We start from the raw sequence: 23,982 nt of genomic DNA on the forward strand, positions 1-23,982 counted from the left end.
GGGAAGAGGGCGGGCTGAATTTCCTGGTCACTGGCGGCGCCGGCTTCATCGGCTCGGCCGTGTGCCGGCATCTGTGCGCCAATCCGGCCTACCGCGTCACCAATCTCGACAAGCTCACCTATGCGGGCAACCTCGCTTCGCTAAGGCCGATCGAGAATGCGCATAATTACCGCTTCGAGCAGGCCGACATCTGCGATGAGCGCGCGGTGCTGGAGATCTTGCGCCGCGACGACATCGATATCGTCATGAACCTGGCCGCCGAAAGCCATGTCGACCGCTCGATCGACGGGCCGGGCGCCTTCATCGAGACCAACATCGTCGGCACCTACCGCATCCTGAATGCGGCGCTGGAATATTGGCGCGGCCTGTCCGAGGAGCGCAAGGCGGGCTTCCGCTTCCATCATGTCTCGACCGACGAAGTCTTCGGCGACCTGCCCTTCGACGGCGGTATGTTCGTGGAGGAAACGCCCTATGCGCCGTCCTCGCCCTATTCGGCGTCGAAGGCCGCCTCCGACCATCTGGTGCGGGCCTGGCACGAGACCTATGGCCTGCCTGTGGTGCTGTCCAACTGCTCGAACAATTACGGCCCCTATCATTTCCCGGAAAAGCTGATCCCGCTGGTCATCCTCAACGCGCTCGACGAGAAGCCGCTGCCGGTCTACGGCGCCGGCGCCAATGTGCGCGACTGGCTGTTCGTCGACGATCACGCGCGGGCCCTGGAACTGGTGGCCACCAGGGGCCGGCCGGGCGAGAGCTACAATGTCGGCGGCAATTCCGAGCGCACCAATCTCGGCGTGGTCGAGGCGATCTGCGATTTGCTCGACCTGAGGCGCCCGCGCGCCGGCGGCAAGCGCCATCGCGAACTGATCGCCTTCGTCACCGACCGCCCCGGCCATGACCGCCGCTATGCGATCGACGCCTCCAAGATCGCGCGCGAACTCGGCTGGACGCCAAAGGAGAATTTCGACAGCGGCCTGGCGAGGACCGTCGACTGGTATCTCGACAACAAATGGTGGTGGGGGCCGATCCGCGAGCAGCGCTACGCCGGCGAGCGGCTGGGCCGGACCGCAGCGGAGAAGCGCCCGATAGAAAACGTCCCAATTGAAAACGCGAAGGTTCAAGGCAACCCGGCCGGGAACGCGGCCGAGAGCAGGAAGGTAACGACGTGAGGCTTGCCGTCACCGGACGCGAGGGCCAGGTCGCCGCAAGCCTGGTCGAGGCGGCGCGGGGCCGCGACGATGTCGAAGTCGTCGCAGTCGGCCGGCCGGCGCTCGACCTTGCGCGGCCCGATACGGTGCTCGCGGCGCTGGAAGCGGCAAGGCCGGACATCGTCGTTTCCGCCGCCGCCTACACCGCCGTCGACCAGGCCGAGGACGAGAAGGACCTGGCCTTCGCGGTGAACGCAACCGGCGCCGGCAAGGTGGCGGAAGCCGCGGCGAGGCTCGGCGTCCCCGTCATCCATCTGTCGACCGACTATGTCTTCGACGGCACCAAGGACGGCGCCTATGTCGAAACCGACTCCACCGCCCCGCTCGGCGTCTACGGCGCCTCCAAGCTCGCCGGCGAAGACGCGGTCGCCATGGCCAACCCGCGCCACCTCATCCTGCGCACCGCCTGGGTCTACAGTCCCTTCGGTAAGAACTTCGTCAAGACGATGCTGAGGCTGGCCGGCGACCGCGACGAGATCGCGGTCGTCGCCGATCAATGGGGCAATCCGACGTCGGCGCTCGACATCGCCGACGCGATCCTGCATGCGGCGCCGAAGCTGGTCGACGACAGGAATTTCGCCGCCTTCGGCATCTACCATCTGGCAGGCGAGGGCGAGACCAACTGGAGCGGCTTTGCCCGTAATGTCCTCGACACAAGCCGGGCGTTTGGTGGCCCGCACGCGATGGTGCGCGATATCTCGACGAGCGACTATCCGACCAAGGCCAGGCGGCCGGCCAACTCGCGGCTGTCGAGCGCGAAGTTTGCGGGTGTGTTTGGGTGGACGGCGCCGGGGTGGCGGAGTTCGGTCGAGGCCGTTATACGACGTGTTCAGATTGGAAGGGCTCGGATCCCTGTGGAATAGCGGACAGCGCGTATCTGCTGTCTTGGCCTGCGTTGTTTAGGGTCCAGCTGTGCGAAGGTTAAGCCAGAGATTGACAAGCCACGTCGCGAAACCTAAGCACGAGCAGCTTGCGGGGCCGGGGGGCTCGGCAACTCAAGGAGACCTTCTTGAAAGGCACTATCCTTGCTGACAGCAGAGGAACGTTCCTCTGTTCATCAATATTAGAAAAGTCGAATATTAATTCGAATATACAGCAAGCCACTCCGGCGGCTGATCTATAGCTATGTGTTGTCTGATGCTTCGCATCCGCCGCAATGCTGTCGCAGGGCTCGCGAAATCGATGTCAGTTTACCTAACTTGCGTCGGGCCAGATTTCTTCGGAAAGGATGGCAAACGGTGGCTTTGAAGTTCGGTACCAGTGGGCTGCGCGGTCTCGTCAGCGAGCTTCGAGGGCCACCGGCGTACACCTATACAGCCGCGTTCCTGCGCATGCTCCGGGACCGGGGCGCATTGAATGAAGGCTCGAAGGTCTATGTCGGACGTGATCTTCGCGCGTCCAGTCCACAAATCGCGCAGCTTGTTCACGCGGCGATCGCCAAAGCCGGTCAGGTGCCGGTCGATTGTGGAGCATTACCGACGCCAGCGCTCGCGCTTCACGCCAGCAGCAAAAAAGCTCCGGCAATAATGGTCACGGGTAGTCACATACCCGACGACAGAAATGGCCTCAAATTTTACCGGGCGGACGGCGAGATCGACAAGCGCGACGAACGCGACATCGTCGAGACCCACGCGGCCATGGGGGACATCGTACCGTCACTGTCTGAAGTTGATCCCGAGCGGTCAGGTGCCGAGCCATCCCAGGGTTACATGAACCGGTTTCTGGGCTTTTTTGAAAAAGGCAGCCTTTCTGGCCTGCGCATCGGCGTTTACCAGCATTCTTCCGTGGCAAGAGACATCGTTGTCGATGTTCTTCGCAGACTGGGGGCCGAGACGATTGCTCTGGGCAGGGCCGAAGGCTTCATTCCGGTAGATACCGAAGCTCTCAGACAGGAGGATGTGGCGCTTCTCAAGCAATGGGCGGCGGCGGAACCGTTCGATGCGATCGTGTCCACCGATGGCGACGGCGACAGGCCGCTCGTGGCGGACGCTGGCGGTATTTTCGTGCGCGGCGATCTTGTAGCTGCCATCACCGCGCATTTCTTGGGTGCCGATTGCGTCGTCACGCCGGTCAGCTCCAACTCAGGTCTGGAACGTTGCGGTTATTTTGGAAGGGTGATCCGCACGCGCGTGGGTTCGCCCTACGTCATTGAAGGTATCGCGACCGCTCTCGCCGAGGGCGCAAAATGTGTCGTCGGGTTCGAGGCGAATGGCGGCGTTCTGCTCGGCTCGCCCGTCAAGAAAGGTGGGCGTATCCTTCCGGCTTTGCAGACGCGGGATTCGGCGTTGCCAATCCTTTGCGTGCTTTCGGCGATTGCAAAGACCGGCCGTCCGCTCGCGGAGATAGCGGCCGACTTTCGCTTTCTCGCCGGCGCAAGCGGTCGGCTTGAAGACGTGCCGAACGAGAGTAGCGCGTCCTTTCTCGGCAAGCTGGCGACTGACGCAATCTATGCCAACAAGATCTTCTCGGCTCTCGGCGGCCTTGCGAATATTGACAACCATGACGGTGTGCGTATCACCGCGCGTAACGGAGAAGTTGTGCATTTCCGTGCGTCGGGCAACGCGCCTGAACTGCGCTGCTATGTCGAGGCAAGAGCGGAATCGCGCGCAGACGAATTGCTCGGTTGGGGCCTCGCTCTCGGCCGGGATCAAATCTTGGAAAGTTGAAGTTTGACCAATATCGTTCCTGTCATCATCAGTGGCGGCGTCGGTTCCCGGCTATGGCCGATCTCCCGCGCATTGCATCCAAAGCCCTTCATCCCGCTGCCGGAGGGCGGGACGCTCATTCGAAAGACTTACGCCCGCACCGTGGAGCTCGAAGGCGTCGATCATGTCGTGACTGTCACCAACCGTGATCTGCTGTTTCTTACCGCCGATGAATATGCGGAGGTCGCGGCTCCGGAGGTGAAAAACACATTCCTGCTGGAGCCGTTCGGCCGTGACACCGCAGCCGCAGTTGCGCTCGCGGCACTGCACGTCGCGCATGAGAACCCGGACGCCATCCTGGTCGTGCTTCCCGCGGATCACCTAATAGTTGATCAGTCTGGCTTCCGCGCGAGCGTCGCGAAAGCGGCGGCGCTTGCGGCCTCCGGCCAGATCGTCACATTCGGCGTGAAGCCTGACCGCCCGGAAACGGGCTTTGGCTACATCGAGGCCGAGGGGGATAGAGTTCTTCGGTTCGTGGAAAAGCCGAATGCGGTCACGGCAGCCCAATTCATCGCCAGCGGCCGTTTCTTCTGGAACTCGGGGATGTTCTGTTTCACCGCCCGCTCGATGCTCGAAGCCATGCAGGAGTTGTGCCCGGACATCTTGTCCAGTGCACGCAGGGCTCTCGAGAAAGGCAGGACAGCGGATAGCGCCGACAGACTTACTGTCGAGGTGGATAGGGACAGCTTCGCGGCCGTTCCCGCCGTTTCCATCGACTATGCGGTAATGGAGAAGGCAGGCAACGTGGGTTTCGTGCCCTGCGGTTTCGATTGGTCGGACATCGGCTCATGGTCTGTGCTGTCGGAGCTTGTTCCGGCCGATGACAAGGGCAACCGCGCCACTGGCGAGGCAATCCTGCACGACACGGCGAACTGCTATGTGCACAGCGAAGACCGGCTGGTCGGCCTTGTCGGCGTCTCGGATCTTTTGATCGTGGACACGCCGGACGCGTTGCTGGTCGCGCACAAGGACAAGGCACAGGAGGTGAAGGACCTCTACAGCCGCCTCAAGGCGGAGGGGCACGAGACGGCGACGCTGCATCGCACGGTGCATCGCCCATGGGGCACTTATACCGTGCTGGAGGAAGGACACCGCTTCAAGATCAAGCGGATTGAAGTGAAGCCAAATGCCCGCCTGAGCCTACAGGCGCATCACCACCGCTCCGAGCATTGGGTGGTGGTGAGCGGTACCGCCAAGGTCGTCAACGGCGAGAGCGAAATCCTGCTCACGATCAACCAGTCCACCTATATCCCGTGCGGCCACAAGCATCGCCTGGAAAACCCGGGCATCCTTCCGCTCGTCATGATCGAGGTGCAAAGCGGGGAATATCTCGGCGAAGACGACATAGTGCGGTTCGATGACGTTTATGGCAGGGCCTGACGGTTCATCGGCTCGCAGGGCCGGAGCGAACAATAGTATCGAGCGTTGATGGCAAAGGCAGCATTGATAACCGGCATTACCGGTCAGGACGGCGCCTATCTGGCGGAGCTTTTGCTTGCCAAGGGCTACGAGGTCCACGGACTTGCACGACGCTCGAGCACGGCCGACGTCAACACGACGCGTCTGAAATGGCTTGGCATCGAGAAGGACGTCAGGATCGTCGACGGGAACCTGATGGATCTGTCCGGCCTGGCGCGAACCATGCGCGACGTAAGGCCCGACGAAGTCTACAACCTCGCCGCTCAGTCCTTCGTCAAATCGTCCTGGCAGCAGCCGATCCTGACGGGCAACGTCACCGGCATGGCCGTGACCAACGTGCTTGAGGCGCTACGCCTCGAAATTCCCGAAGCGCATTTCTACCAGGCCTCGTCGTCGGAAATGTACGGGTTGACCCCGGAGCCGATGCAGTCGGAGGCCACGCCTTTCCATCCGCGCTCTCCTTATGCCGTAGCGAAGCTCTATGGCCATTGGATCACCGTCAATTATCGCGAAAGCTTTGGCATTCACGCCTCGAGCGGCATCCTGTTCAACCACGAATCGCCGCTTCGCGGCATCGAATTCGTGACCCGCAAGGTCACGGACACGGTAGCGCGGATCAAGAAGGGTCTGGCCAGCGAACTGCGGCTGGGCAACATCGACGCCAAGCGAGACTGGGGCCACTCAAAGGATTATGTCCGCGCCATGTGGCTGATGCTGCAGCAGGATCAGCCCGAAGACTACGTGGTCGCCACCGGCAGGACGACGACGGTGCGGGACATGTGCCGTATCGCGTTCGAACATGTGGGGTTGATGATAGACGACCACCTTGTCATCGATCCCGACCTATTTAGGCCAGCGGACGTCCCAACACTGCTCGGCAACCCGGCAAAGGCAAAGGCAAAGCTGGGTTGGGAAGCCACGATCTCTTTGGAACAGATGATCTGCGAGATGGTGGATGCGGATCTCGAAAGGGTCGGCGATTAACGACTTCAGGGCTCGGGGGAGCTAGCAAAATATACCGAGAGCATTGATGAAAAAGACAGCACTGATAACTGGCATTACCGGGCAGGACGGCGCCTATTTGGCGGAGTTTTTGCTAAACAAGGGATATGTTGTTCATGGAATAAGACGCCGTACCTCTCTGTTTAACACAGACCGTATCGATCATTTGTATCATGACCCACACGAAAAAGGCGTCGATCTAACCTTGCACCATGGCGATCTTACAGATTCGTCAAGCCTGATGCGCATAATCCAACTCGTTAAGCCAGATGAGATTTACAATCTCGCGGCACAGAGCCACGTAGCAGTTTCATTTGAAGAACCGGAATACACCGCTAATTCCGACGCGCTAGGTGCCTTAAGAATTCTGGAGGCTATACGTGTTATTGGTTTGGAAAAGAAAGTTCGATTTTACCAGGCTTCAACATCGGAGCTTTATGGGCTTGTGCAAGAGATACCCCAAAGCGAAAAAACCCCATTTTATCCGCGATCGCCTTACGCAGTTGCTAAGTTATACGCGTATTGGATTACGGTAAACTATCGGGAAGCGTATGGGATATACGCTTGCAATGGAATTTTATTCAATCACGAGTCACCAACAAGAGGTGAGAATTTCGTCACTCGTAAAATTACACGGGCGTTGGCCCGTGTTAAACTTGGAATGCAGGAAAAATTATATTTGGGAAATCTTGACTCCCTACGCGACTGGGGCCACGCCAAAGACTATGTCGAAATGCAATGGCTTATGCTTCAGCAGAGGACCCCAGAAGATTTCGTCATCGCAACTGGTGAGCAACACTCGGTCCGCGAGTTTGTAACTCTTGCGGCCTCGGAACTGGATATTGAGATAAGGTGGGAGGGACATGACGTCGACGAAAAAGGATACGATGCCAAAAATGGCAAGTGCATCGTGGAGGTCGACCCCCGCTACTTCCGTCCGACAGAAGTCGAAACACTGCTTGGTGACGCCAGTAAGGCTCGGAATAAACTTGGTTGGCAACCTAAGATTAAATTCGCCGAATTGGTCAAAGAAATGGCCCGGGAGGACTTCAAGGGCGCCCAACAAGAGCAGCTTTTGGCAGAGCACGGATATCAGCGCTTTGGTCGCGCGGAATAACCATGGCACGAATTCCTGTATATGAGCCATTCCTCGGCGGAAACGTATCGGCATATGTCAACGAATGCCTGACGGCCGGATGGATCTCTTCCCGCGGAGCCTTCATAGCGAGGTTTGAAAACGCATTTGCCGAGTATGTCGGCGCGGAGCACGCGACCAGTGTAGCAAACGGCACCGTAGCTCTTCACCTTGCGTTGGAGGCGCTAGGCATCGGCGCCGGACACGAAGTCATCGTCCCCAGTTTTACCTATGTGGCGTCGATCAACACCATTTTGCAAACTGGAGCGCGACCGGTTTTTGTAGATTCGCTGCAGGACACGCTGCAGGTAGATCCGCACGCCATAAGAAACGCCATCACGCCGAACACCCGCGCGGTAATGGCGGTGCATTTGTATGGCCATCCCTGTGACATGGACGCGATCTCGACCCTTTGTCGCGACCATGATCTCCTTCTTATTGAAGATTGCGCGGAAGGTTTCGGGACCCGTTGGAAAGGCCAGCATGTCGGTACGTTCGGTGATGCTGCCACCTTCAGTTTCTTCGGAAACAAAACCATCACCACTGGGGAAGGCGGGATGGTGCTGGCGCGATCGGCCGACGTGATTGATAGATGCCGACGACTAAAAAGTCAGGGCGTGTCTCCAGATCGTGAGTACTGGCACGACATGCTCGCCTACAACTACCGCATGACAAACATTCAAGCAGCGATCGGACTGGCTCAACTTGAGATAGCCGATGGCCTTCTTGCGAGCAAAAAGAGGATCGCGCATAGCTACAAGCAAGCCCTTGCCGGGCTGCCTCTGCGGACCCATGAGCCGGTCGGACCGGTGGATCATTCCTTCTGGATGTGCTCCCTTCTGGTCGACAGTCCAGTTCAACGAGACCCGCTGCGCAGACATCTGGCGGAATATGAGATCGAGACCAGGCCCTTTTTTCCGCCCGCCCATCTCATGCCGCATTGCCGGGCTGATATCGAGTTGCCTGTAGCGGAGAACATCAGCGCTCGCGGAATCAACCTACCGAGCTATCCAGGGTTACCCCCTGAACAGCTTGAGCGCATCTGCGGAACCATCGTGTCCTTTTTTCGATCGCACGAAATATGAGCCTGCTTGATTATATGAAGGGCGTATGGGCAGCGCGCTACTTCTGGTGGCACTTGTCGATGTCGGATCTCCGCGCACGATGGAGGCGTTCTTTTTTTGGCGTCTTCTGGTCAATCCTGCAGCCGCTCGGATTGACCCTGCTTCTGTCACTGGTCTTCAGCAACATTTTCGGAAGCACGCTCGGCGCCTACGCGCCATACATCCTCTCGGGGATGATTGTCTGGGAATACGTCACGACGACGGTGATTGGCGGAGCATCAGCTTTCGTTCAAGCCGCTCCCTACATTAAGCAAACCAAGCACCCGCTGGCGATTTATACGCTGCGCAACGTTTTGACAGGATTGTGCGTGCTAGGCATGGCCAGTACAGCGCTGATAATCTGGGTGCTTGTCGTATTTCCGCAAAATCTTTCGTGGAGTTGGTTCGCCGCGCTTACGATCTTTCCGATACTGGCAATGATCGCTTGGCCATGGGCAACTTTGATGGCTTATATCGGTACCCGTTTCCGGGACCTGCCGCATGCGCTTGGCCTCGTGATGCAGGCTATGTGGTTCGTGTCGCCGATCTATTTCGAAACTTCCGTATTTCGTAAGGGCAATTTGCATGTCCTTCTGGATTTTAACCCTATCTATCATCTGCTCCAAATTATTCGCGCTCCGCTTTTGAGTGGCGAATGGCCCACTGCCGCCAACTACCTTTGGTGCTTTGGCACTATTGCCGCGCTGTCGGCGGCAGCTGTGCTGGTGGGCAGGTTCGCGGAAAGGAGGGTGATCTTTTATCTATGACAAATCGGATACGCCTCCAGTCGGTTAATCTCCACTACGCTTCGGTTGGCTTCAGGGAGCGCTCCCTGAAATCAATGCTGTTGTCGCTCGCGTCGCTGACAAGAGAACGGGAGAAGATCGTCGACATACACGCCCTGAAAAATCTTAGTCTTAACATTGGGCCTGGCGAGCGTGTCGGCTTGATCGGACATAATGGGGCCGGCAAGAGCACCTTTCTCAAAATGGTCGCGGGGCTATACCCAATATCTTCCGGCAAGCGTGCGGTCGAAGGGACGATTCGGTCGCTATTCGATCTGAGTCTAGGTTTTGAACCAGACGCCACCGGTCGGGAGAACATCCTCTATCGAGGGCTTCTTCTGGGCCTCTCTCCAAAATTCATGCGTTCGATTGAGGATGAGGTTGTTGCTTTTACCGATATCGGGGAATTTATCGATTATCCAATAAAGACGTACTCGGCAGGTATGCAAGTGCGCTTGGCATTTGCGATTTCGACCGCCGTTGGGGGCGATATTCTCCTCCTTGATGAAGTGATCGGCGCCGGTGACGCGAATTTCATTGGCAAGGCACGAAAGCGAATATTGGAGCTCGTCGAGCAGGCCGAGATTCTGTTGTTAGCTTCTCATGATTTCGTAACGCTGCAGTCCATCTGTGAAAGGGGGATCGTGTTTCACCATGGAGAGATCATTTTTGACGGGAATATCTTCGACGCTATAGCCAGCTACAATAAAGCGAACGGGATCGCTACTGAGTGATGGATATGAACCTCGAACGCTTACCTTCATCCAGCGAGGTACCCTCCGGAAATTCAAAGCGTTTCCGGGTGGACAGTACCCCGCGTATAATGTGGATTCTCAATCACACAGCAGCTAGAAAATTCGAAATCCCTATGCTCCGGAAACTGGGATATGAGGTCTTTACTCCGAAGATTTATCCCAACGATGCAAATTTTCGAAGCGCCTCGGTCGATTACTCGGAGGACGTGAACCTAACCATCCCGGAAGACGATCTTGAAATTCTGAACCAATCCGATTGGTATGCTGGCCCTCATCGAGAGGTGTGGGAAATCGCCAATAAGTATTTCGACATAGCGTTCTTCATTGTCTTTGATCCGAAGGGAGTTGAAGCGATGTGTCGTCGTTTCAGCGGGGAACTGGTTTGGCGTACGTACGGATTGGCGGGCGAAAACTCGTACAGCAAGATTTTGGAGTCCTTGCCGCAGTATCGACGAGCACAGGCAGCCTTTCGGCGCCTCGGCTCGCGCTTTTGGTTTGCAGAAGGATATTCCAATCTCCACGAGATCGAGAGCCCCTGGCTTCAGAGGCGTACCGTCTATCTACCACTTGGTATGGCCGGTGCCTCGACGCCAAACGAAACGGAGTGGGTGGGAGGGGACAAGCGAATGCTATTCGTCTGTCCCGATATAGGCTTCAATCCAGCCTACGCAGAAATATACGAGGAGTTCAGGCGTGAATTTAAAGGGTTCCCGTACGCGATCGGGGGAGCCCAGTCGATCGAAGTGCTCGATTCTCACATACTCGGCTATCTGCCTCTGGAAGAGCATAGAAGAAACATGCAGCACATGCAGGTCATGTTTTATCACAGCAGGGAGCCGCGCCACGTTCATTATCATCCGTTCGAAGCTATCAAAGTAGGTATGCCTCTTGTCTTTATGGCTGGGGGCATGTTGGACCGACTGGGAGGCTTAGCGCTTCCCGGACGAGCCAAATCCTGGGAGGAAGCCCGAAGGAAGGTTCGCCGCCTGTTGGATGGTGACAAAGCATTTATAGATAAGGTGCGCTCCACACAGCCGGTGCTGCTTGAGGCAATGAAGGCAGAACATGCCCAAGACTCATGGGCCAAGGGTCTGCGAACGATTGAACTTGCTTCGGGGAACCGAGAGCGCAAGGAGCGAATAAACAGCCAACGAATAGCAATCCTCTGCTCGCATCGAAACATGCAGGAGGCCGTGCGTATCTATCGAGAACTAACAAGCCAGTCCCAAGTCGCAAATGAGAGCCTGAGCATCGTTCTTGGGGTTGAAAATCCAGAATCGGAATTTAATCGCAAGCTAAAAAAGAAAGCTGCAAAAGCCGCTATTGCGGCATTTAAACGAGACATCGATGAGATTGATGCCCGGTGTAGGATATTCGAATGGAAGTATATTTCAAAAGCTTCCGCGGAGCGGGCGCTCACTTACGCGGGGATAGGAAGGGCTCTCTACGACAACGCTTTCTTAGTTCCTGACGATGAAATGAACTTCTTCGAAGATAGTGATCTTTGGATCGTAGTCGGGGGGCGAACGCCTGCGCCAGTGCTGCCTATGAAGCCGATTGTCGTTGTCGTACAAGATTACCCGAAAACCGGTTTGCCACCAAACGACGATCGTTGGCAGGCGCGCCTAGGATACATTCCTGAGCCAGACGCAGTGATCGCTTTCGATGAACGAACGGTGTTGCATCTCGTCAACATGGAAGGCTTAGACCCCAAGATTGTCCACTTCGTTAAAGATGGTGCTTCGCCACCGAACTCTCTTTTGGAAACCGTGCTGGAATGCCTGTGAAAACATTTGGAATATATCTGGCATATGGTCCGCTTGTTGATTTACGAACCGAGGGATTGGGTCGCCATCTTGCTGAGTTTCTTAGAGCGTCGGCAAGCTTTAAGGATGTAAAGTTTGTCATCGCGGCACCGCGATGGCTCAGGCGCCCACTAGAACAACTCTTGGAGAACTTTGATCTGGAGTTTGGATTCTTTGAAGTGATTTCTCCTAAGCATATGTCCTTGTTGGGAATATTATATCAGATTCGCGCGGCGTTATTAGGTCGTCGAACTCAGTTAAGAGAAAGAATTCGTGGAAAGGGATATCTAAGAGCCGTAAAAGAATCCCTCACCATGATGACAAAGTCATTTATATTGGTTATTTTGGGATCTCGAAGCCCATTCGCGCTACTTTTGGTCGTTGTTCTCGGAATTACTGCATTACCCATCTTGGTAGTGGCGCTGGCATTTGCTGTAGCTATAACTGTGATGGCCAAAACGTCTGCAAAACTTCTACCGCGGTCGCCCATCGCAAGAGTCAAGCGGTACCTCAATAGAAATGGCTTGTTTACTCGCCTCAGCCACAGCGCCTATCGCTTTATGTGCGATTCGGAGGCATCGGCGGTGGCCGACGAAGCTAACAAACGCCGCAATGTCGAAGCATGGTATTCACCTGCCGCGTTCTGGCCCGAGTTCAATCAAATCAAAGCGCCGCGCCTAATGTGCGTACCAGACGTTGTGCCGATTCATTTTCCTGTGGGTTTCGCCATTGAGGAGCCAAATGGCGATCGCAGAATGCAAGACTTCAAACGAATTGAGGCGGCAATTGAGGGCGGTGATCGTTTTGTAACCTACAGTAGCGACGTAAAGAACAAGACGTTGGTAGACCGCTTTCACGTCGATCCTAATCGCGTTAGCGTCATTCCACACGGCGCGAACCGGCTTGACCGGCTGATTAAGGTGACTGGATTCCCTGATACCGAGGAAGCTACCGACTCTGTGAGTGTGCAGAATTTTTGGGGCGCCCTCTCAAGAACGGTAAATAATAACAACGCCACTTGGTACGCGTCGAAAGACCTAGGTTTTTTGTTTTACGCTAGCCAAATACGACCCAACAAAAATATAGTGAACCTGCTCCGAGCTTATAATTACCTAAGGCGAAGCCAGAACCTGCCATATAAGCTGCTATTGACTGGAGAGTGGCGAGAGTCAATCAACGTGGTACGCTTCATGAACGAGAACCGGCTCCACAACGACGTCCTTTTTGTGCGAGGGTTGAGTGAAAGGGAGCTTGCAGCCTGCTATAGACTCGCAACATTGGCGGTAAACCCTTCACTAGCTGAGGGAGGAATGCCATTCACCTTTACGGAAGCGGTCTCCGTCGGAACGCCGGTAATTATGGCAGATATCCCGGTTTCCCGTGAAATCATCAGGGACGTTGAGGTTGCTCGCCGGACGTTCTTCGATGCGGCCGACCACAGGAGTATTGCCGATGCCATCAGCGCTGCATTGGCTGACCGAGACGGTCTTTTTGCAGTTCAGCGGGAGTTTTATGATCGCCATTTGGTTGGCCGATCTTGGACCGAGGTGGTCGGTCAATATATAGAAGCGCTGGACAATATTTCTCATGGACAGTGTGTGTGAAGAATGAAGCAGAGAGGCAGGGATGCTTAATTGATCATCCGATCGAAGGCTAATGATGACAAGTGTGGGTTTCCAGCGCAGCGTTCCGGTTGAACTCTCGATCCTAGAGGTTCCTCTGGCTTTCGTCCACATCCCCAAGACAGCAGGTACGTCCTTCATTCGTTATCTCGAAGGCCACTTTCTGAAAAGTGAAATCGCGCCGCCGTTTCTTGGTGATTTCAACGCTATCCAGATTTCGGATCCCTCCAAGAAGCTATTTTGGGGACATTTTCGTCTAGTTGATATCGCCCGCTATTTGCCGCATGCGCTGTTTCTCACGTTTTTGCGGCACCCGGTTTTGCGATCGTATTCTCAATACAAGTCATGGCACGATCCGCGGAACTTTCCAAAGGATGACCCGTGGCGGAATGTGATGACCACTGAGCAGATCGATGACATCGAGTTTGCGCAGAAAGTCAGTTTCGAGGAGTTCGTGAGCGGGCGGAGAGCGCGATTTGAGACCGAATTGCGCGATGTCCAAACTCTAATGCTGTCCAGCCACCAACCAGGAACGCCGCAGTTCCTGCCTTCGGCTAAGGATAATCTTTTGAGCATGGCGTTCTTTGGGATCGTTGAGGAGTTCGATCTTTCCATTAGGCTACTGCAGCAGCACATACTGGGATTTAAAAGTTACGACGTGGCGCCGCAGCTAGAGAACCGTAGTGATACGAGCCCGCTGTCGCTCTCGAAAAAAGGCGCGGATCGCCTATCCGACATGCTTCAAAACGACATGGAGCTTTATAGGTTCGCAATCGAAATTTTTTCGGAACGAATAAAAGGGACTGTCCGGTGCGGTCGTTGAGTTTCTCCGAAACGGACGCGGAACTACTAAATGAGCCTGCCGGCAACGTTTTTGTCGAGCGCGAAAGCGTCACACGACCGTCATGATAAAAGGTCTTTTCATCATGGGGTTTGGGGGGCACGCTCGGAGCGTAGGCGATATAGCATTGGCTGCGGGCTTTGACGAATTAACTTTTGTCGACGCGCAGGCAAGGGAAGGTGAAGAATTTGCCGGCTTCCCTGCCGTCACGGCTCTGCCTGAGAAGCTCACACGGCCGGGTTGGTTCGTATTTCCGGGTTCGGGTGACAATCAACGACGACGGATACAATGTGACACTGCCCGTCTCCCTCTTGCAACGCTTGTGGCACCAACCGCCTCCCTAGGGGCGCAATGCGAAATCGGCCAAGGTTCATTTATCGGCCACCAAGCCCATCTGGGGCCGCTTGCAAAAATCGGCCAAGGCACCATCATCAATAGCGGCGCCGTCGTTGATCATGAATGCGTGGTCGGCGATTTTGCGCATATTTCCATCAACGCAACGGTGGCCGGACGCTGCCATATCGGCGCCCAAGTAATGGTCGGCGCCGGCTCCACGGTAATCGATGGGATTAGTATATGCTCCCACGTGAATGTCGGCGCCGGCGCAACAGTTGTCCGAGACATTGAAGTGCCTGGTGTGTATATCGGAACGCCCGCACGCCTGGTCCGTAGCTGAACGGGGATGTTTCTGATGCTAGAACTAAGCAGAGAAATACGACCCGGTTTATGAAAATCGCCATCGACGGCAGGAATCTCGGATCGGCCACCGATGGCATCGGCCGGTTCGTCCACAATGCGATCAAGGCTCTGGCGGCGCAGGGCACCAATGTGGTGCTCTACGCGCCGGACGTGGTCAGCGAAAGCTATGACATTCCGTCTGGTGTTTCCGTGCGGTCTGCCGGCTTCAAGGGGCCTCTCGCCAGGACCTTTTGGGGGCAGTCGGTGCTGCCCTCCCAGGCTCGGCGCGACGGCGTGGAAGTTCTCTGGGGGCCGTCCCATCGGCTGCCTTTCGTTCTCGATGGCCGCATCGCCCGTGTTGTCACCATCCACGATCTCGTCTGGTTGCACGCGCCCGAAACTATGCGAACCCGCACGTGGATCGGCGAGCGCCTCCTGATGAAACCCGCTTTGCGAAAGGCCGACATCGTCGTCGCGGATTCGACGGCCACGGCAAGCGCGTTGACGGCTGAGTTTCCGTGGCCGAAAGCGCCGGTCAGGACGGTCTTTCCAGGTACTGCTGCGCTGCCGGCCCCCGGCGATGTTTCGAGCTTGGAGCCGCTGGGCATCACCAAGCCCTACGCGCTCTTTGTCGGCACGCTCGAGCCGCGGAAGAATCTCGCCAATCTGATAAAGGCCTATGGCCTGCTGCCGGCCGGCACCCGCGCGGGTTGCGATCTTGTCATCGTCGGCGCCAAGGGATGGAAACAGACGGGCCTGGCCGATCTCGTGCGCGTCGGTGGGCTCGAGGCCAACATCAAGTTCACCGGCTTCGTCGACGATGGCGTGCTCGCCACGCTTTACGCGAATTGCCTGTTCCTGGCGATGCCGTCGCTCTATGAAGGATTCGGCTTTCCGATCGTCGAGGCCCATTCCTTCGGCAAGCCGGTGCTGACGTCGAACACGTCGTCGATGCCGGAAGTCGCCGGAGACAGTGCCGCCCTTGTCGACCCGAACGATCCGGCGGGGATCGCCGCGGCATTCGGCCGGCTCTGTACGGACACCGAGTTCCGCAACCGGATCGCCGCCGGCGCGCGCAGCAATGCCGGGCGCTTCACTTGGGAAAATCACGCCAAGGGCATGCTGCAGATATTCGAAGAGGCCATACGGCAAAGACGAAAGACCGACGCGTGAAAGTCCTGCACTTCTTCAAAACCTACTGGCCGGATACCTTCGGCGGGGTAGAGCGGACGATCCATGCCATCGCCGAGAGCACGGCCCGGCACGGTGTCGAAACCCAGGTGCTCTCGTTGAGCCGCAAGCCGGAAGAAAACACCCGACGCCTTGACGGACATATGGCCGTCAAGGCGAGGCTCGATTTCGAGCTGGCGTCGACCGGATTTTCGCGTGAAGCCTTTCGCAAGTTCCGTATGCTCGCCGCAGGGGCCGACCTGGTCCACTACCATTTCCCATGGCCGTTCATGGATATCGTCCATTTCCAATCCGGCCACGGCAAGCCGACTGTAGTTACCTATCATTCAGACATAGTCAAACAGCAGCTCATCCTGCCCTTCTACCGGCCCTTGATGATGCGCTTCCTCAGGAACGTCGATGCGATCGTGGCGACATCGCCAAACTACCTCGAGTCGAGTCCCGTTCTCAGGGCATTCAAGACCAAATCGAAGGTCATCCCCATCGGCATCGACGAGGGCGCCTATCCGACGCCAAGCGAGGTCGACGACGCCTGGTGCCGATCGACGGTCGCGGAGCCCTTCGTGCTGTTCGTCGGCGTCTTGCGCTACTACAAGGGGCTGGATGTCCTGATCCGTGCAGCCGGCAAGACGCGGTGCAAGATCGTCATTGCCGGCTCGGGCCCGGTCGAGCGGGAACTTAAACAACAGGCAAAGACGCTGGGCCGCGACAACGTGATTTTCCTCGGCGAGATAGCCGAGCCGCGCAAGATGGCGCTGCTCCGCAACTGCGTCGGCTTTGTCTTTCCTTCGAATCAGAGATCGGAGGCCTACGGTCTTTCGCTCGCAGAGGCGGCCATGTGCGGCAAGCCGATGATTTCTTGCGAAATCGGCACGGGCACGAGCTATGTCAACGAGGCTGGCCAGACCGGGCTGGTCGTGCCCCCATCGGACCCGGTACAGCTTGCCGAGGCGATAAACCGGCTGGTCGAGCAACCGACCGAGGCGGCGAAGTGGGGGCGAGCCGCGCGGGAGCGCTACGTTCGCCTGTTCACCGCCGACAGGATGGGGAAATCCTATTCCGAACTCTACCGCCAGCTCGAGAACCGCAAAGGTTGAACGCCATGGCCGACCACCCGTCTGCCCGGCTCAATGACGAGCCCATTGTCGCACTGTGGCCCGCTGAGCTTATGGCACTTGGCAGATCGGCGCTCCCGCAAAAAACTTCTGGCTCTCCCGTCCTCTCCGCGCTAAGGCGATAACCGGGCGACGGGGCCGGGGATTGCAATCTGAAGTGGCGGTGGACGATGTTTTGTCCAGAGCCGTTCTGATAGTATCTCCGCGCCTGGAGTCAGTGCTACCCAATGACCGCCTACGTAGAAGCCGTATCGGAACTTCGACCGAGGATGCGGCGCGCCATCATCATGATCCAGGACCTCGTCATGGTCCTGGTCGCGCTGGCGCTTAGCCTCATCCTGTCGCAGTCGCGGCTGTCGTTCGACGCCTTCTCCTCCGGCGGGCTGGCCTGCTGGGCGCTCATCGTGCTCGTCGCCCATCTGCTGTTCCGATCCAGCGGCCTCTACAACACCGTCTGGCGCTTTGCCTCCACGCCCGACTTCTTCAACATCCTCAAGGGCTGCGGCAGCCTGACGGTGGTCCTCTATCTGGCCTCGCTTGCCTTCCGCTTATTCTTTCAGCCGGTCGCCGGCCTCAACGAGCGCCAGTTCATCGTCTTCTTCCTGGTCTCCTTCACCATCATTTCGGCGCCCAGGCTCTATTATCGCTTCCTGCGCGACGGCGCGAGCTGGCGCATCCTGCGCCGCACCGCGGGCGATGCCTCGACCAAGCAGGCGCTGTTCATCGGCCGGCTGAGCGAGGCGGACGTGATCGTGCGCTTCACCCGCACGACCGCGCCCGCCGAATACGCCATTGCCGGCATCATGGCCATCGAGAGCGACGCGCCGCTCGGCACCCAGATCCAAGGGGTCCCGGTCGTGGCGCTCAGGCCTCGCCTGGTCGAGGTGCTGGAAGACTATGTCAAGGGCACGCAAAGCCTCGACCTCCTGATCTTCGGCCAGGGGGTCGAGCGCGAAATCGAGGATTATGCCGAGCTGGTGCGCGTCGCCCGCCACAGCGGCATCGGCGTCGTCCAGTTTTCCGGCCTGTCGGAGCTGGGGCAGGGCGGCAAGCTGGTTCTCGATGCGGTCGAGATGGAAACCATCATGCGCCGTTCGGCGGTCGCCACCGACACCGCGCGCATCGGCGCCTTCGTCGGCGGCAAGCGCGTGATGGTCACGGGCGGCGCCGGCTCGATCGGCCGCGTGCTCGTCAAGCGCGCGCTGGAGCTCGGCGCCGAGGCGGTGCTGGTGGCGGACAATTCCGAGTTCGGCATCTTCCAGCTCGATCAGCAGACCGACGACGCCGACCGCGGCCGGCTGACCAGCCGCATCGTCGACGTCACCGACCGGCCTCACATGACGCGCCTCGTCAACGAGTTCAAACCCGCCATCATCTTTCATGCCGCGGCGCTGAAGCACGTGCCGCTGCTCGAGGAGAACTGGGAAGCGGCGATCGAGACGAATGTCTTCGGCACGCTCGCCTGCGCCGAGATCGCCGCCGAATGCGGGGTGCCGCAGTTCCTGCTGATCTCCAGCGACAAGGCCGTCGACCCGACGTCGGTGCTGGGCGTCACCAAGCGGGCAGCCGAACAGATCGTCTCCTCGCTGCATGAGGCCCAGGCGGCCTTGCTGCCGCGTGCCGGCGCGGCGAACGGCCATGCCGGCACGCCCGATTTACGTCATTCGGGCACGAAATTCATCGCCGTACGCTTCGGCAATGTCTTCGGCTCCAACGGCTCGGTGGCGACCATCTTCCAGGCGCAGATCGAGGCCGGCGGTCCAGTCACCATCACCGACCGGCGCATGACCCGCTATTTCATGACCGTGACCGAGGCCGTCGATCTCGTCATCATGTCGGCCGCCGATGCCGAGCAGCGCCGGGGCGCGGACGACTACGCCATCTACATGCTCGACATGGGCAAGCCCGTGCCGATCCTCGAAGTCGCCGAAACCATGATCCGCATGGCCGGCAAAAGCCCCTACACCGATATTCCGATCCGCTTCACCGGCATCAGGCCCGGCGAGAAGCTGCACGAGACGCTGCATGCGGAAAACGAGGAGGTGGTCAAGCTCGACATCGCCAAGATCTTCGGCCTCAGGACAGGCGTCGTCGAATGGCCGAAGATCGAGGCGGCCCTGCCGGCGCTGGTGGCCGCCATGCACGATCGCGACAAGGCCGCGGCGCTCACCGTCCTGGCCGGGCTCTACAGGGCGGAAGAAGACGAAGACATTGGCGGCCTGCGCGAAGAGGCGGCGCTGAAAGCGGCCGGACAGGTCGGCTAAGCATGTCTCCCGAAAGTGGAAATCTGTTCCGGGATAAAGACACGCATAAAACCAAAGACTTGAAGCGCGCTATGCGCTTTAGACCTGCGCCATGCGTCCGCTGGCCATTAAAGCTCGCTCGAACGCCCGAATGGTTCTGAACCGTTACCAGATCAGCAGCGTGACCATTCTCACGGGCATCATGTATGGCGCGACCTTCGTCGCCGGATCTGAGCCATGACGGTGAAGCGCGCTCTCGACCTTGCGGTCGCTGTTCCGATGCTGGCGCTGACGTCGCCCGTCCTGCTTGTCGCGATGCTGGCGATCCGGGCAACGTCGGCTGGCCCGGCCATCTTCTCGCAGATCCGCGTCGGCCGGGGCGGAGCCCTCTTTGCCTGCCGCAAATTGCGCACCATGTATCGCACAACGCCGTCCTTGCCCACGCACGAGGCGCCGGCCGGTTCGGTCACCGCGGTCGGCAAGGTGCTGCGCGCAACCAAGATCGACGAATTGCCGCAACTCTGGAACGTGCTCAAGGGTGAGATGAGCCTTGTCGGCCCGCGCCCGTGCTTGCCGACGCAGACGGAACTGATCGAACGGCGCAAGGAACTGGGCGTGCTTGCAGCACTTCCAGGCATCACGGGGCTGGCGCAGATCAAGGGGATCGACATGTCCGATCCAACACTTTGCGCTGAAACCGATGCGGCCTATCTCAAGGCCGCCTCGACCGGCCTCGACCTCAAGATATTGCTGGGCACGTTCTTCCGCGCATAGGTTGACCGTTCACGCACGCGGCGGGCCGCTTCCCTGTCGTGCCAGTTCCTCAAGCCGGCCGAGCGTATCCGTTTCCCGCTGCCAGCCTTCCGAGGCCAGCAATGACGAATCGCAGACCTGTGTCGCCGCCAAAGCCTGCCACGCAGCCTGTCTGCCGGCGAGCGTTGCCAGGATCCGGAACGGCCAGACCGGCGTGGGGAGCAGCCTGGCCTGCCGGCCGTACCCACGCCGGAACGCGGTGATGATTTCGGCCATCGCAACCGGCGAAGCGTCGCTGAGCACATAGATCTGGCGCGGCGGTGCGGGACGGGTCAAAAGATGCGCCACGGCGCCGGCCATGGCGTCATGCGAGACGAGCGAACGAACCGCCATCAGAGCGGCTGTCGGCAACGGCAGGCTTGTGGCCGCCAGCCGCATCAGCGCGCGCAGATTTCCCTTCATGCCCTCGCCATAGACCGGCGGCAGCCGCAGCGCCGTCGCGCCATCGCGTCCGGCCGTTGCAAAAGCCTCCAGCATCGCGATCTCACCTTCGCGCTTGGAGCGCCCGTAGGCGCATTGCGGGGCAGGGAGCGTGGTTTCGTCGATGGTGCCGCTGAAACCGGCGCCCACCGCGGCGCGGATCGAGGAGAGATGGATGAAACGCCCGTCGGTGCGCGCCGCGGCAGCCTGGGCGAGCCGTCCGGTCAGCGTCGCATTGACCGTCCGGAAGTCGGCCGCGCCGGCGCTGCGATCATTGTTGAGCGCCGCGCAGTGGACGACATGCGTCACGTCGCGCATCAACGCCAGGAAGGCTTCGTGCGGCGCATCGGCGCCGGGCAGCGCGACGGCGTCCACACCTACCAGCCGTTGCGGCAGGCGCGAAGCGATCCGTATGTCAAATCGGGCTTCGCGCAATCGACCGACGAGTCGGCGCCCGACGAAGCCCGTCGCGCCGGTGACCAAGACCTTCATGGTTGCCGGCTGGCGCCCAGCGCCACCGCAGGCGAGGCTTTGCCGGTCGGCGCTACCGTCCGCCCGGACGCAAGGTAGGTTCCCGAAATCAGGAACACCATCAGCGTCGCGTCGAGGATATCGTGGCCGACGAGGATGCCGGTCATTCCCGCGGTGAGATAGGTGATGACCGCGACGAGGATCATCGTCGCGCCGAACCGCTCCACCGGATCGACGCTGCGGCGCAACGTCCTTGCCGCGTTCCATGCGGCGACGATGAAAATCGACGCCAGGGCCAGTGCCCCCAGCAGGCCAGCCTCGACCATCGCCGTCAGGAAGCCGTTGTGAAAATGGCTGAAGCCCGCGCTTAGGCCGAACTGCTCGTGAAAACCCTGCTTCATCAGCGCGCGGCTGGCCGAGATGCCATGGCCGAAAATCGGCATCTTGCGAACCGCGGCAAAGCCGATTTCCCACATCGCCACGCGCAGGCCGAGCGCCGTCGAATGGTCGCCATTGGCGTTCAGCGCGTCCCAGTCGCTGACCAGGAAGTCGGTTCGATCCAACACGACGCGAGAGCCGATGGCGGCGATCACCACGGCGACCACGAGGCCGATCGCCACGAAGCGCGCCACGCTGGCGCCGGTGAACCGGCGGCGATTGACGAGAAGCACGACAATGCCGGCAATCGGCACGGCCACCCAGATCATGCGTGATCCCGAATAGACGATCGCCATGGCTCCGGCGATCGCCGCCAGGACCAGCGGCTTCCAGCGTTTCTCGATGCCCGACAGGGCGCCGGCGAGGCATGTCATGACGGCAAGGCAAGTAACGGTTGCGAAGACGATCGGGTTTCCGGCGCCGCCCTCGGCCCTCACGCCGAGCCGATAAGACTGGAATACGGCGATCGCCAGCGCGCCGAAGCACGCCGCGGTGCTGGCCAGGATGGCGATGCGTGCCAGCGCGGTCTTCTCGGTAATGCTCCAAGTCGAATAGGAGATCGGGAAAAGCAGGAAGGTGATCAGCGGCAGGAAAAACCGCAGATCGGCGGCCAGCGTGCCGTTGACGATCGAAGCGAGAACCATGGCCGCGCAATAGGCGTAGATCGCCGCGGTCAAGGCGAGCATCGACCCGTCGATGTTGAAGCGTCGCCGCTTCGTGGCGAGCAGCAGCACGGACCACACGCCGCCGGCGTTGAAGGTGATGCTGACCAGCGATCCAAGCACCGGCGGCGAAAAAAAGCAGATGATCGAGAAATAGAAATTGATCTGTGAGGGGGTGAGGTGGCGTCGGAGCTTTGTAAACGGGTTCAAAATGCTTGCTTCGCAATTTTCAGGTTGCGCCCGGATATCCTTGGAGCCGGCGGCCAGAGGCCGTCTCGCCGATTTCCGTTTGCCGCGCCTTGCCCGTTCCCCGAGCCCGTATAGCGGCTGGCTCCGTCCTGCGATAGTGCGGTCGACACTGTTCCGACAGAAAACCGCCGATCCGGCGAACATCGGGAGCCCCGAATTCTTCGAAGGCGACGTCTTTCCCGCTTCCCCGTTTCGACAGCTCTGGCAGGAATTTCCGCTTTGCCGGCCATGCTTGGAAAATTCGTTCTATAATGGCCTTGCGCCGCGCCGGTCTTGCATTGTTATCGGCGGCACCGATCTGTTAGAACGCCCGCACGAAACAGTTTGTCCGAAGTGAAATTTGCGCTCGGGGCGTCATGGGATGCGTCCGCAATGCAAGATTTCCTCGACCGCACGAGAGAACGCTCGACGCTCCATGAATATCGCGCTCACGCATCTGCAGCGGCTCGAGGCCGAATCCATCCATGTCTTCCGCGAGGTCGCGGCGTCTTTCTCCAAGCCGGTGATGCTCTATTCGGTCGGCAAGGATTCTTCCGTGCTGATGCACCTGGCGATGAAGGCCTTCTATCCTGCCAAGCCGCCTTTTCCCTTCCTGCATGTCGACACCACCTGGAAGTTCCGCGAGATGATCGCCTTTCGCGATCAGATGGCGCAGAAGCTCGGCTTCGACCTTTTGGTCCATGTCAACGAGGATGGCGTGCGCGAGGGTATCAATCCCTTCGACCACGGCTCCAACACCCATACCCATGTGATGAAGACCGTGGCGCTGCGCCAGGCGCTCGACAAATACGGCTTCGACGCGGCGTTCGGCGGCGCCCGTCGCGACGAGGAGAAGTCGCGCGCCAAGGAGCGCATCTTTTCCTTTCGTAACGCCCAGCATGCGTGGGACCCGAAGAACCAGCGGCCGGAAATGTGGAAGATATTCAACACCCGCATCGCGCCGGGCGAGTCGATCCGCGTCTTTCCGCTGTCCAACTGGACCGAGCTCGACATCTGGCAATACATCCTGCAGGAGAACATCCCGATCGTGCCGCTCTATTTCGCCAAGGAGCGGCCGGTGGTTGAACGCGACGGCATGCTGATCATGAAGGATGACGACCGCATGCAACTGCGCCTCGGCGAGACGATCGAGAACCGCTTGGTGCGCTTCCGCACATTGGGCTGCTATCCGCTGACCGGCGCGATCGAATCGGAAGCCGACACGCTGGAGGCGATCGTCGGCGAGATGCTGACCGCCCGCACCTCCGAGCGCCAGGGCCGCCTCATCGACCGCGACGAGGCCGGCTCGATGGAAAAGAAGAAGCGCGAGGGTTATTTCTGAT

General features: G+C 58.9%; 20 protein-coding genes. 18 read left to right on the forward strand and 2 right to left on the reverse strand.

The features are described 5' to 3' along the window. Positions 1 to 14 precede the first annotated feature (14 nt). From rfbB to FJW06_RS04380, 17 genes are all read left to right on the forward strand, one after another. Positions 15 to 1,169 (forward strand): dTDP-glucose 4,6-dehydratase, encoded by a 1,155-nt coding sequence (rfbB, locus tag FJW06_RS04300; RefSeq protein ID WP_246674527.1) that lies wholly within the window; start codon positions 15 to 17, stop codon positions 1,167 to 1,169. Beyond that, positions 1,166 to 2,071, forward strand: a complete 906-nt coding sequence (gene rfbD / locus FJW06_RS04305) for a dTDP-4-dehydrorhamnose reductase (RefSeq protein WP_140748489.1) — start codon at positions 1,166 to 1,168, stop codon at positions 2,069 to 2,071. The genes rfbB and rfbD overlap by 4 nt, the downstream gene beginning before the upstream one ends. A gap of 375 nt (positions 2,072 to 2,446) precedes the next feature. Then, complete coding sequence (locus FJW06_RS04310) at positions 2,447 to 3,874, forward strand: phosphomannomutase (RefSeq protein WP_140748492.1); 1,428 nt, start codon at positions 2,447 to 2,449, stop codon at positions 3,872 to 3,874. A 3-nt stretch (positions 3,875 to 3,877) separates the two neighbouring features. Next, positions 3,878 to 5,293, forward strand: coding sequence for a mannose-1-phosphate guanylyltransferase/mannose-6-phosphate isomerase (locus FJW06_RS04315; RefSeq protein ID WP_210238950.1), 1,416 nt, complete (start codon positions 3,878 to 3,880; stop codon positions 5,291 to 5,293). A 48-nt stretch (positions 5,294 to 5,341) separates the two neighbouring features. Next, on the forward strand, positions 5,342 to 6,316 hold the full coding sequence (locus tag FJW06_RS04320; protein ID WP_140748495.1) for a GDP-mannose 4,6-dehydratase: 975 nt from the start codon (positions 5,342 to 5,344) through the stop codon (positions 6,314 to 6,316). A 46-nt stretch (positions 6,317 to 6,362) separates the two neighbouring features. Then, a complete protein-coding gene (gene gmd, locus FJW06_RS04325) occupies positions 6,363 to 7,451 on the forward strand; it encodes a GDP-mannose 4,6-dehydratase (RefSeq protein WP_140748498.1) in 1,089 nt (362 codons plus the stop codon). A gap of 2 nt (positions 7,452 to 7,453) precedes the next feature. After that, positions 7,454 to 8,554: a DegT/DnrJ/EryC1/StrS aminotransferase family protein gene (locus FJW06_RS04330; RefSeq protein WP_140748501.1), complete on the forward strand. Its 1,101-nt coding sequence runs from the start codon at positions 7,454 to 7,456 to the stop codon at positions 8,552 to 8,554. Between the two features lie 2 nt (positions 8,555 to 8,556). After that, positions 8,557 to 9,339, forward strand: a complete 783-nt coding sequence (locus FJW06_RS04335) for an ABC transporter permease (RefSeq protein ID WP_181178145.1) — start codon at positions 8,557 to 8,559, stop codon at positions 9,337 to 9,339. Beyond that, on the forward strand, positions 9,336 to 10,091 hold the full coding sequence (locus FJW06_RS04340) for an ABC transporter ATP-binding protein (RefSeq protein ID WP_140748507.1): 756 nt from the start codon (positions 9,336 to 9,338) through the stop codon (positions 10,089 to 10,091). Before FJW06_RS04335 ends, FJW06_RS04340 begins: the two co-directional genes overlap by 4 nt. A gap of 89 nt (positions 10,092 to 10,180) precedes the next feature. Beyond that, positions 10,181 to 11,899 carry a hypothetical protein gene (locus FJW06_RS04345; protein WP_140748510.1) on the forward strand — a complete coding sequence of 573 codons (1,719 nt, stop codon included), beginning with the start codon at positions 10,181 to 10,183 and terminating at the stop codon, positions 11,897 to 11,899. Then, complete coding sequence (locus FJW06_RS04350; RefSeq protein ID WP_140748513.1) at positions 11,890 to 13,521, forward strand: glycosyltransferase; 1,632 nt, start codon at positions 11,890 to 11,892, stop codon at positions 13,519 to 13,521. Before FJW06_RS04345 ends, FJW06_RS04350 begins: the two co-directional genes overlap by 10 nt. A 52-nt stretch (positions 13,522 to 13,573) precedes the next feature. Further along, positions 13,574 to 14,362 carry a sulfotransferase family 2 domain-containing protein gene (locus tag FJW06_RS04355; RefSeq protein ID WP_140748516.1) on the forward strand — a complete coding sequence of 263 codons (789 nt, stop codon included), beginning with the start codon at positions 13,574 to 13,576 and terminating at the stop codon, positions 14,360 to 14,362. Between the two features lie 103 nt (positions 14,363 to 14,465). Next, positions 14,466 to 15,056: a NeuD/PglB/VioB family sugar acetyltransferase gene (locus tag FJW06_RS04360; RefSeq protein WP_281404876.1), complete on the forward strand. Its 591-nt coding sequence runs from the start codon at positions 14,466 to 14,468 to the stop codon at positions 15,054 to 15,056. A 50-nt stretch (positions 15,057 to 15,106) separates the two neighbouring features. Beyond that, positions 15,107 to 16,231 (forward strand): glycosyltransferase family 1 protein, encoded by a 1,125-nt coding sequence (locus tag FJW06_RS04365; protein WP_140748522.1) that lies wholly within the window; start codon positions 15,107 to 15,109, stop codon positions 16,229 to 16,231. Continuing rightward, positions 16,228 to 17,346 (forward strand): glycosyltransferase, encoded by a 1,119-nt coding sequence (locus tag FJW06_RS04370; protein WP_140748525.1) that lies wholly within the window; start codon positions 16,228 to 16,230, stop codon positions 17,344 to 17,346. The genes FJW06_RS04365 and FJW06_RS04370 overlap by 4 nt, the downstream gene beginning before the upstream one ends. Before the next feature lie 245 nt (positions 17,347 to 17,591). After that, a complete protein-coding gene (locus FJW06_RS04375) occupies positions 17,592 to 19,628 on the forward strand; it encodes a nucleoside-diphosphate sugar epimerase/dehydratase (RefSeq protein ID WP_181178133.1) in 2,037 nt (678 codons plus the stop codon). 216 nt (positions 19,629 to 19,844) lie between these two features. After that, positions 19,845 to 20,381 (forward strand): sugar transferase, encoded by a 537-nt coding sequence (locus FJW06_RS04380; RefSeq protein WP_140748528.1) that lies wholly within the window; start codon positions 19,845 to 19,847, stop codon positions 20,379 to 20,381. A 9-nt stretch (positions 20,382 to 20,390) separates the two neighbouring features. Here FJW06_RS04380 and FJW06_RS04385 read toward each other — a convergent pair whose 3' ends face one another. Together FJW06_RS04385 and FJW06_RS04390 are read right to left on the reverse strand one after the other, a co-directional pair. Then, positions 20,391 to 21,332, reverse strand: coding sequence for an NAD-dependent epimerase/dehydratase family protein (locus FJW06_RS04385; RefSeq protein WP_140748530.1), 942 nt, complete (start codon positions 21,330 to 21,332; stop codon positions 20,391 to 20,393). Beyond that, the gene (locus tag FJW06_RS04390; RefSeq protein WP_246674519.1) at positions 21,329 to 22,621 is read right to left on the reverse strand and encodes an O-antigen ligase family protein; all 1,293 of its coding nucleotides are present in this window, start codon (positions 22,619 to 22,621) and stop codon (positions 21,329 to 21,331) included. The genes FJW06_RS04385 and FJW06_RS04390 overlap by 4 nt, the downstream gene beginning before the upstream one ends. A 454-nt stretch (positions 22,622 to 23,075) precedes the next feature. Between FJW06_RS04390 and cysD the strand changes: the two genes are divergently transcribed. Beyond that, entirely contained in the window at positions 23,076 to 23,981 is a 906-nt protein-coding gene (cysD, locus tag FJW06_RS04395) for a sulfate adenylyltransferase subunit CysD (protein ID WP_246674520.1), read from the forward strand. Position 23,982 lies beyond the last annotated feature (1 nt).

The sequence above is a fragment of the Mesorhizobium sp. B4-1-3 genome (genome assembly GCF_006439355.1).
Classification (GTDB): Bacteria; Pseudomonadota; Alphaproteobacteria; order Rhizobiales; family Rhizobiaceae; genus Mesorhizobium.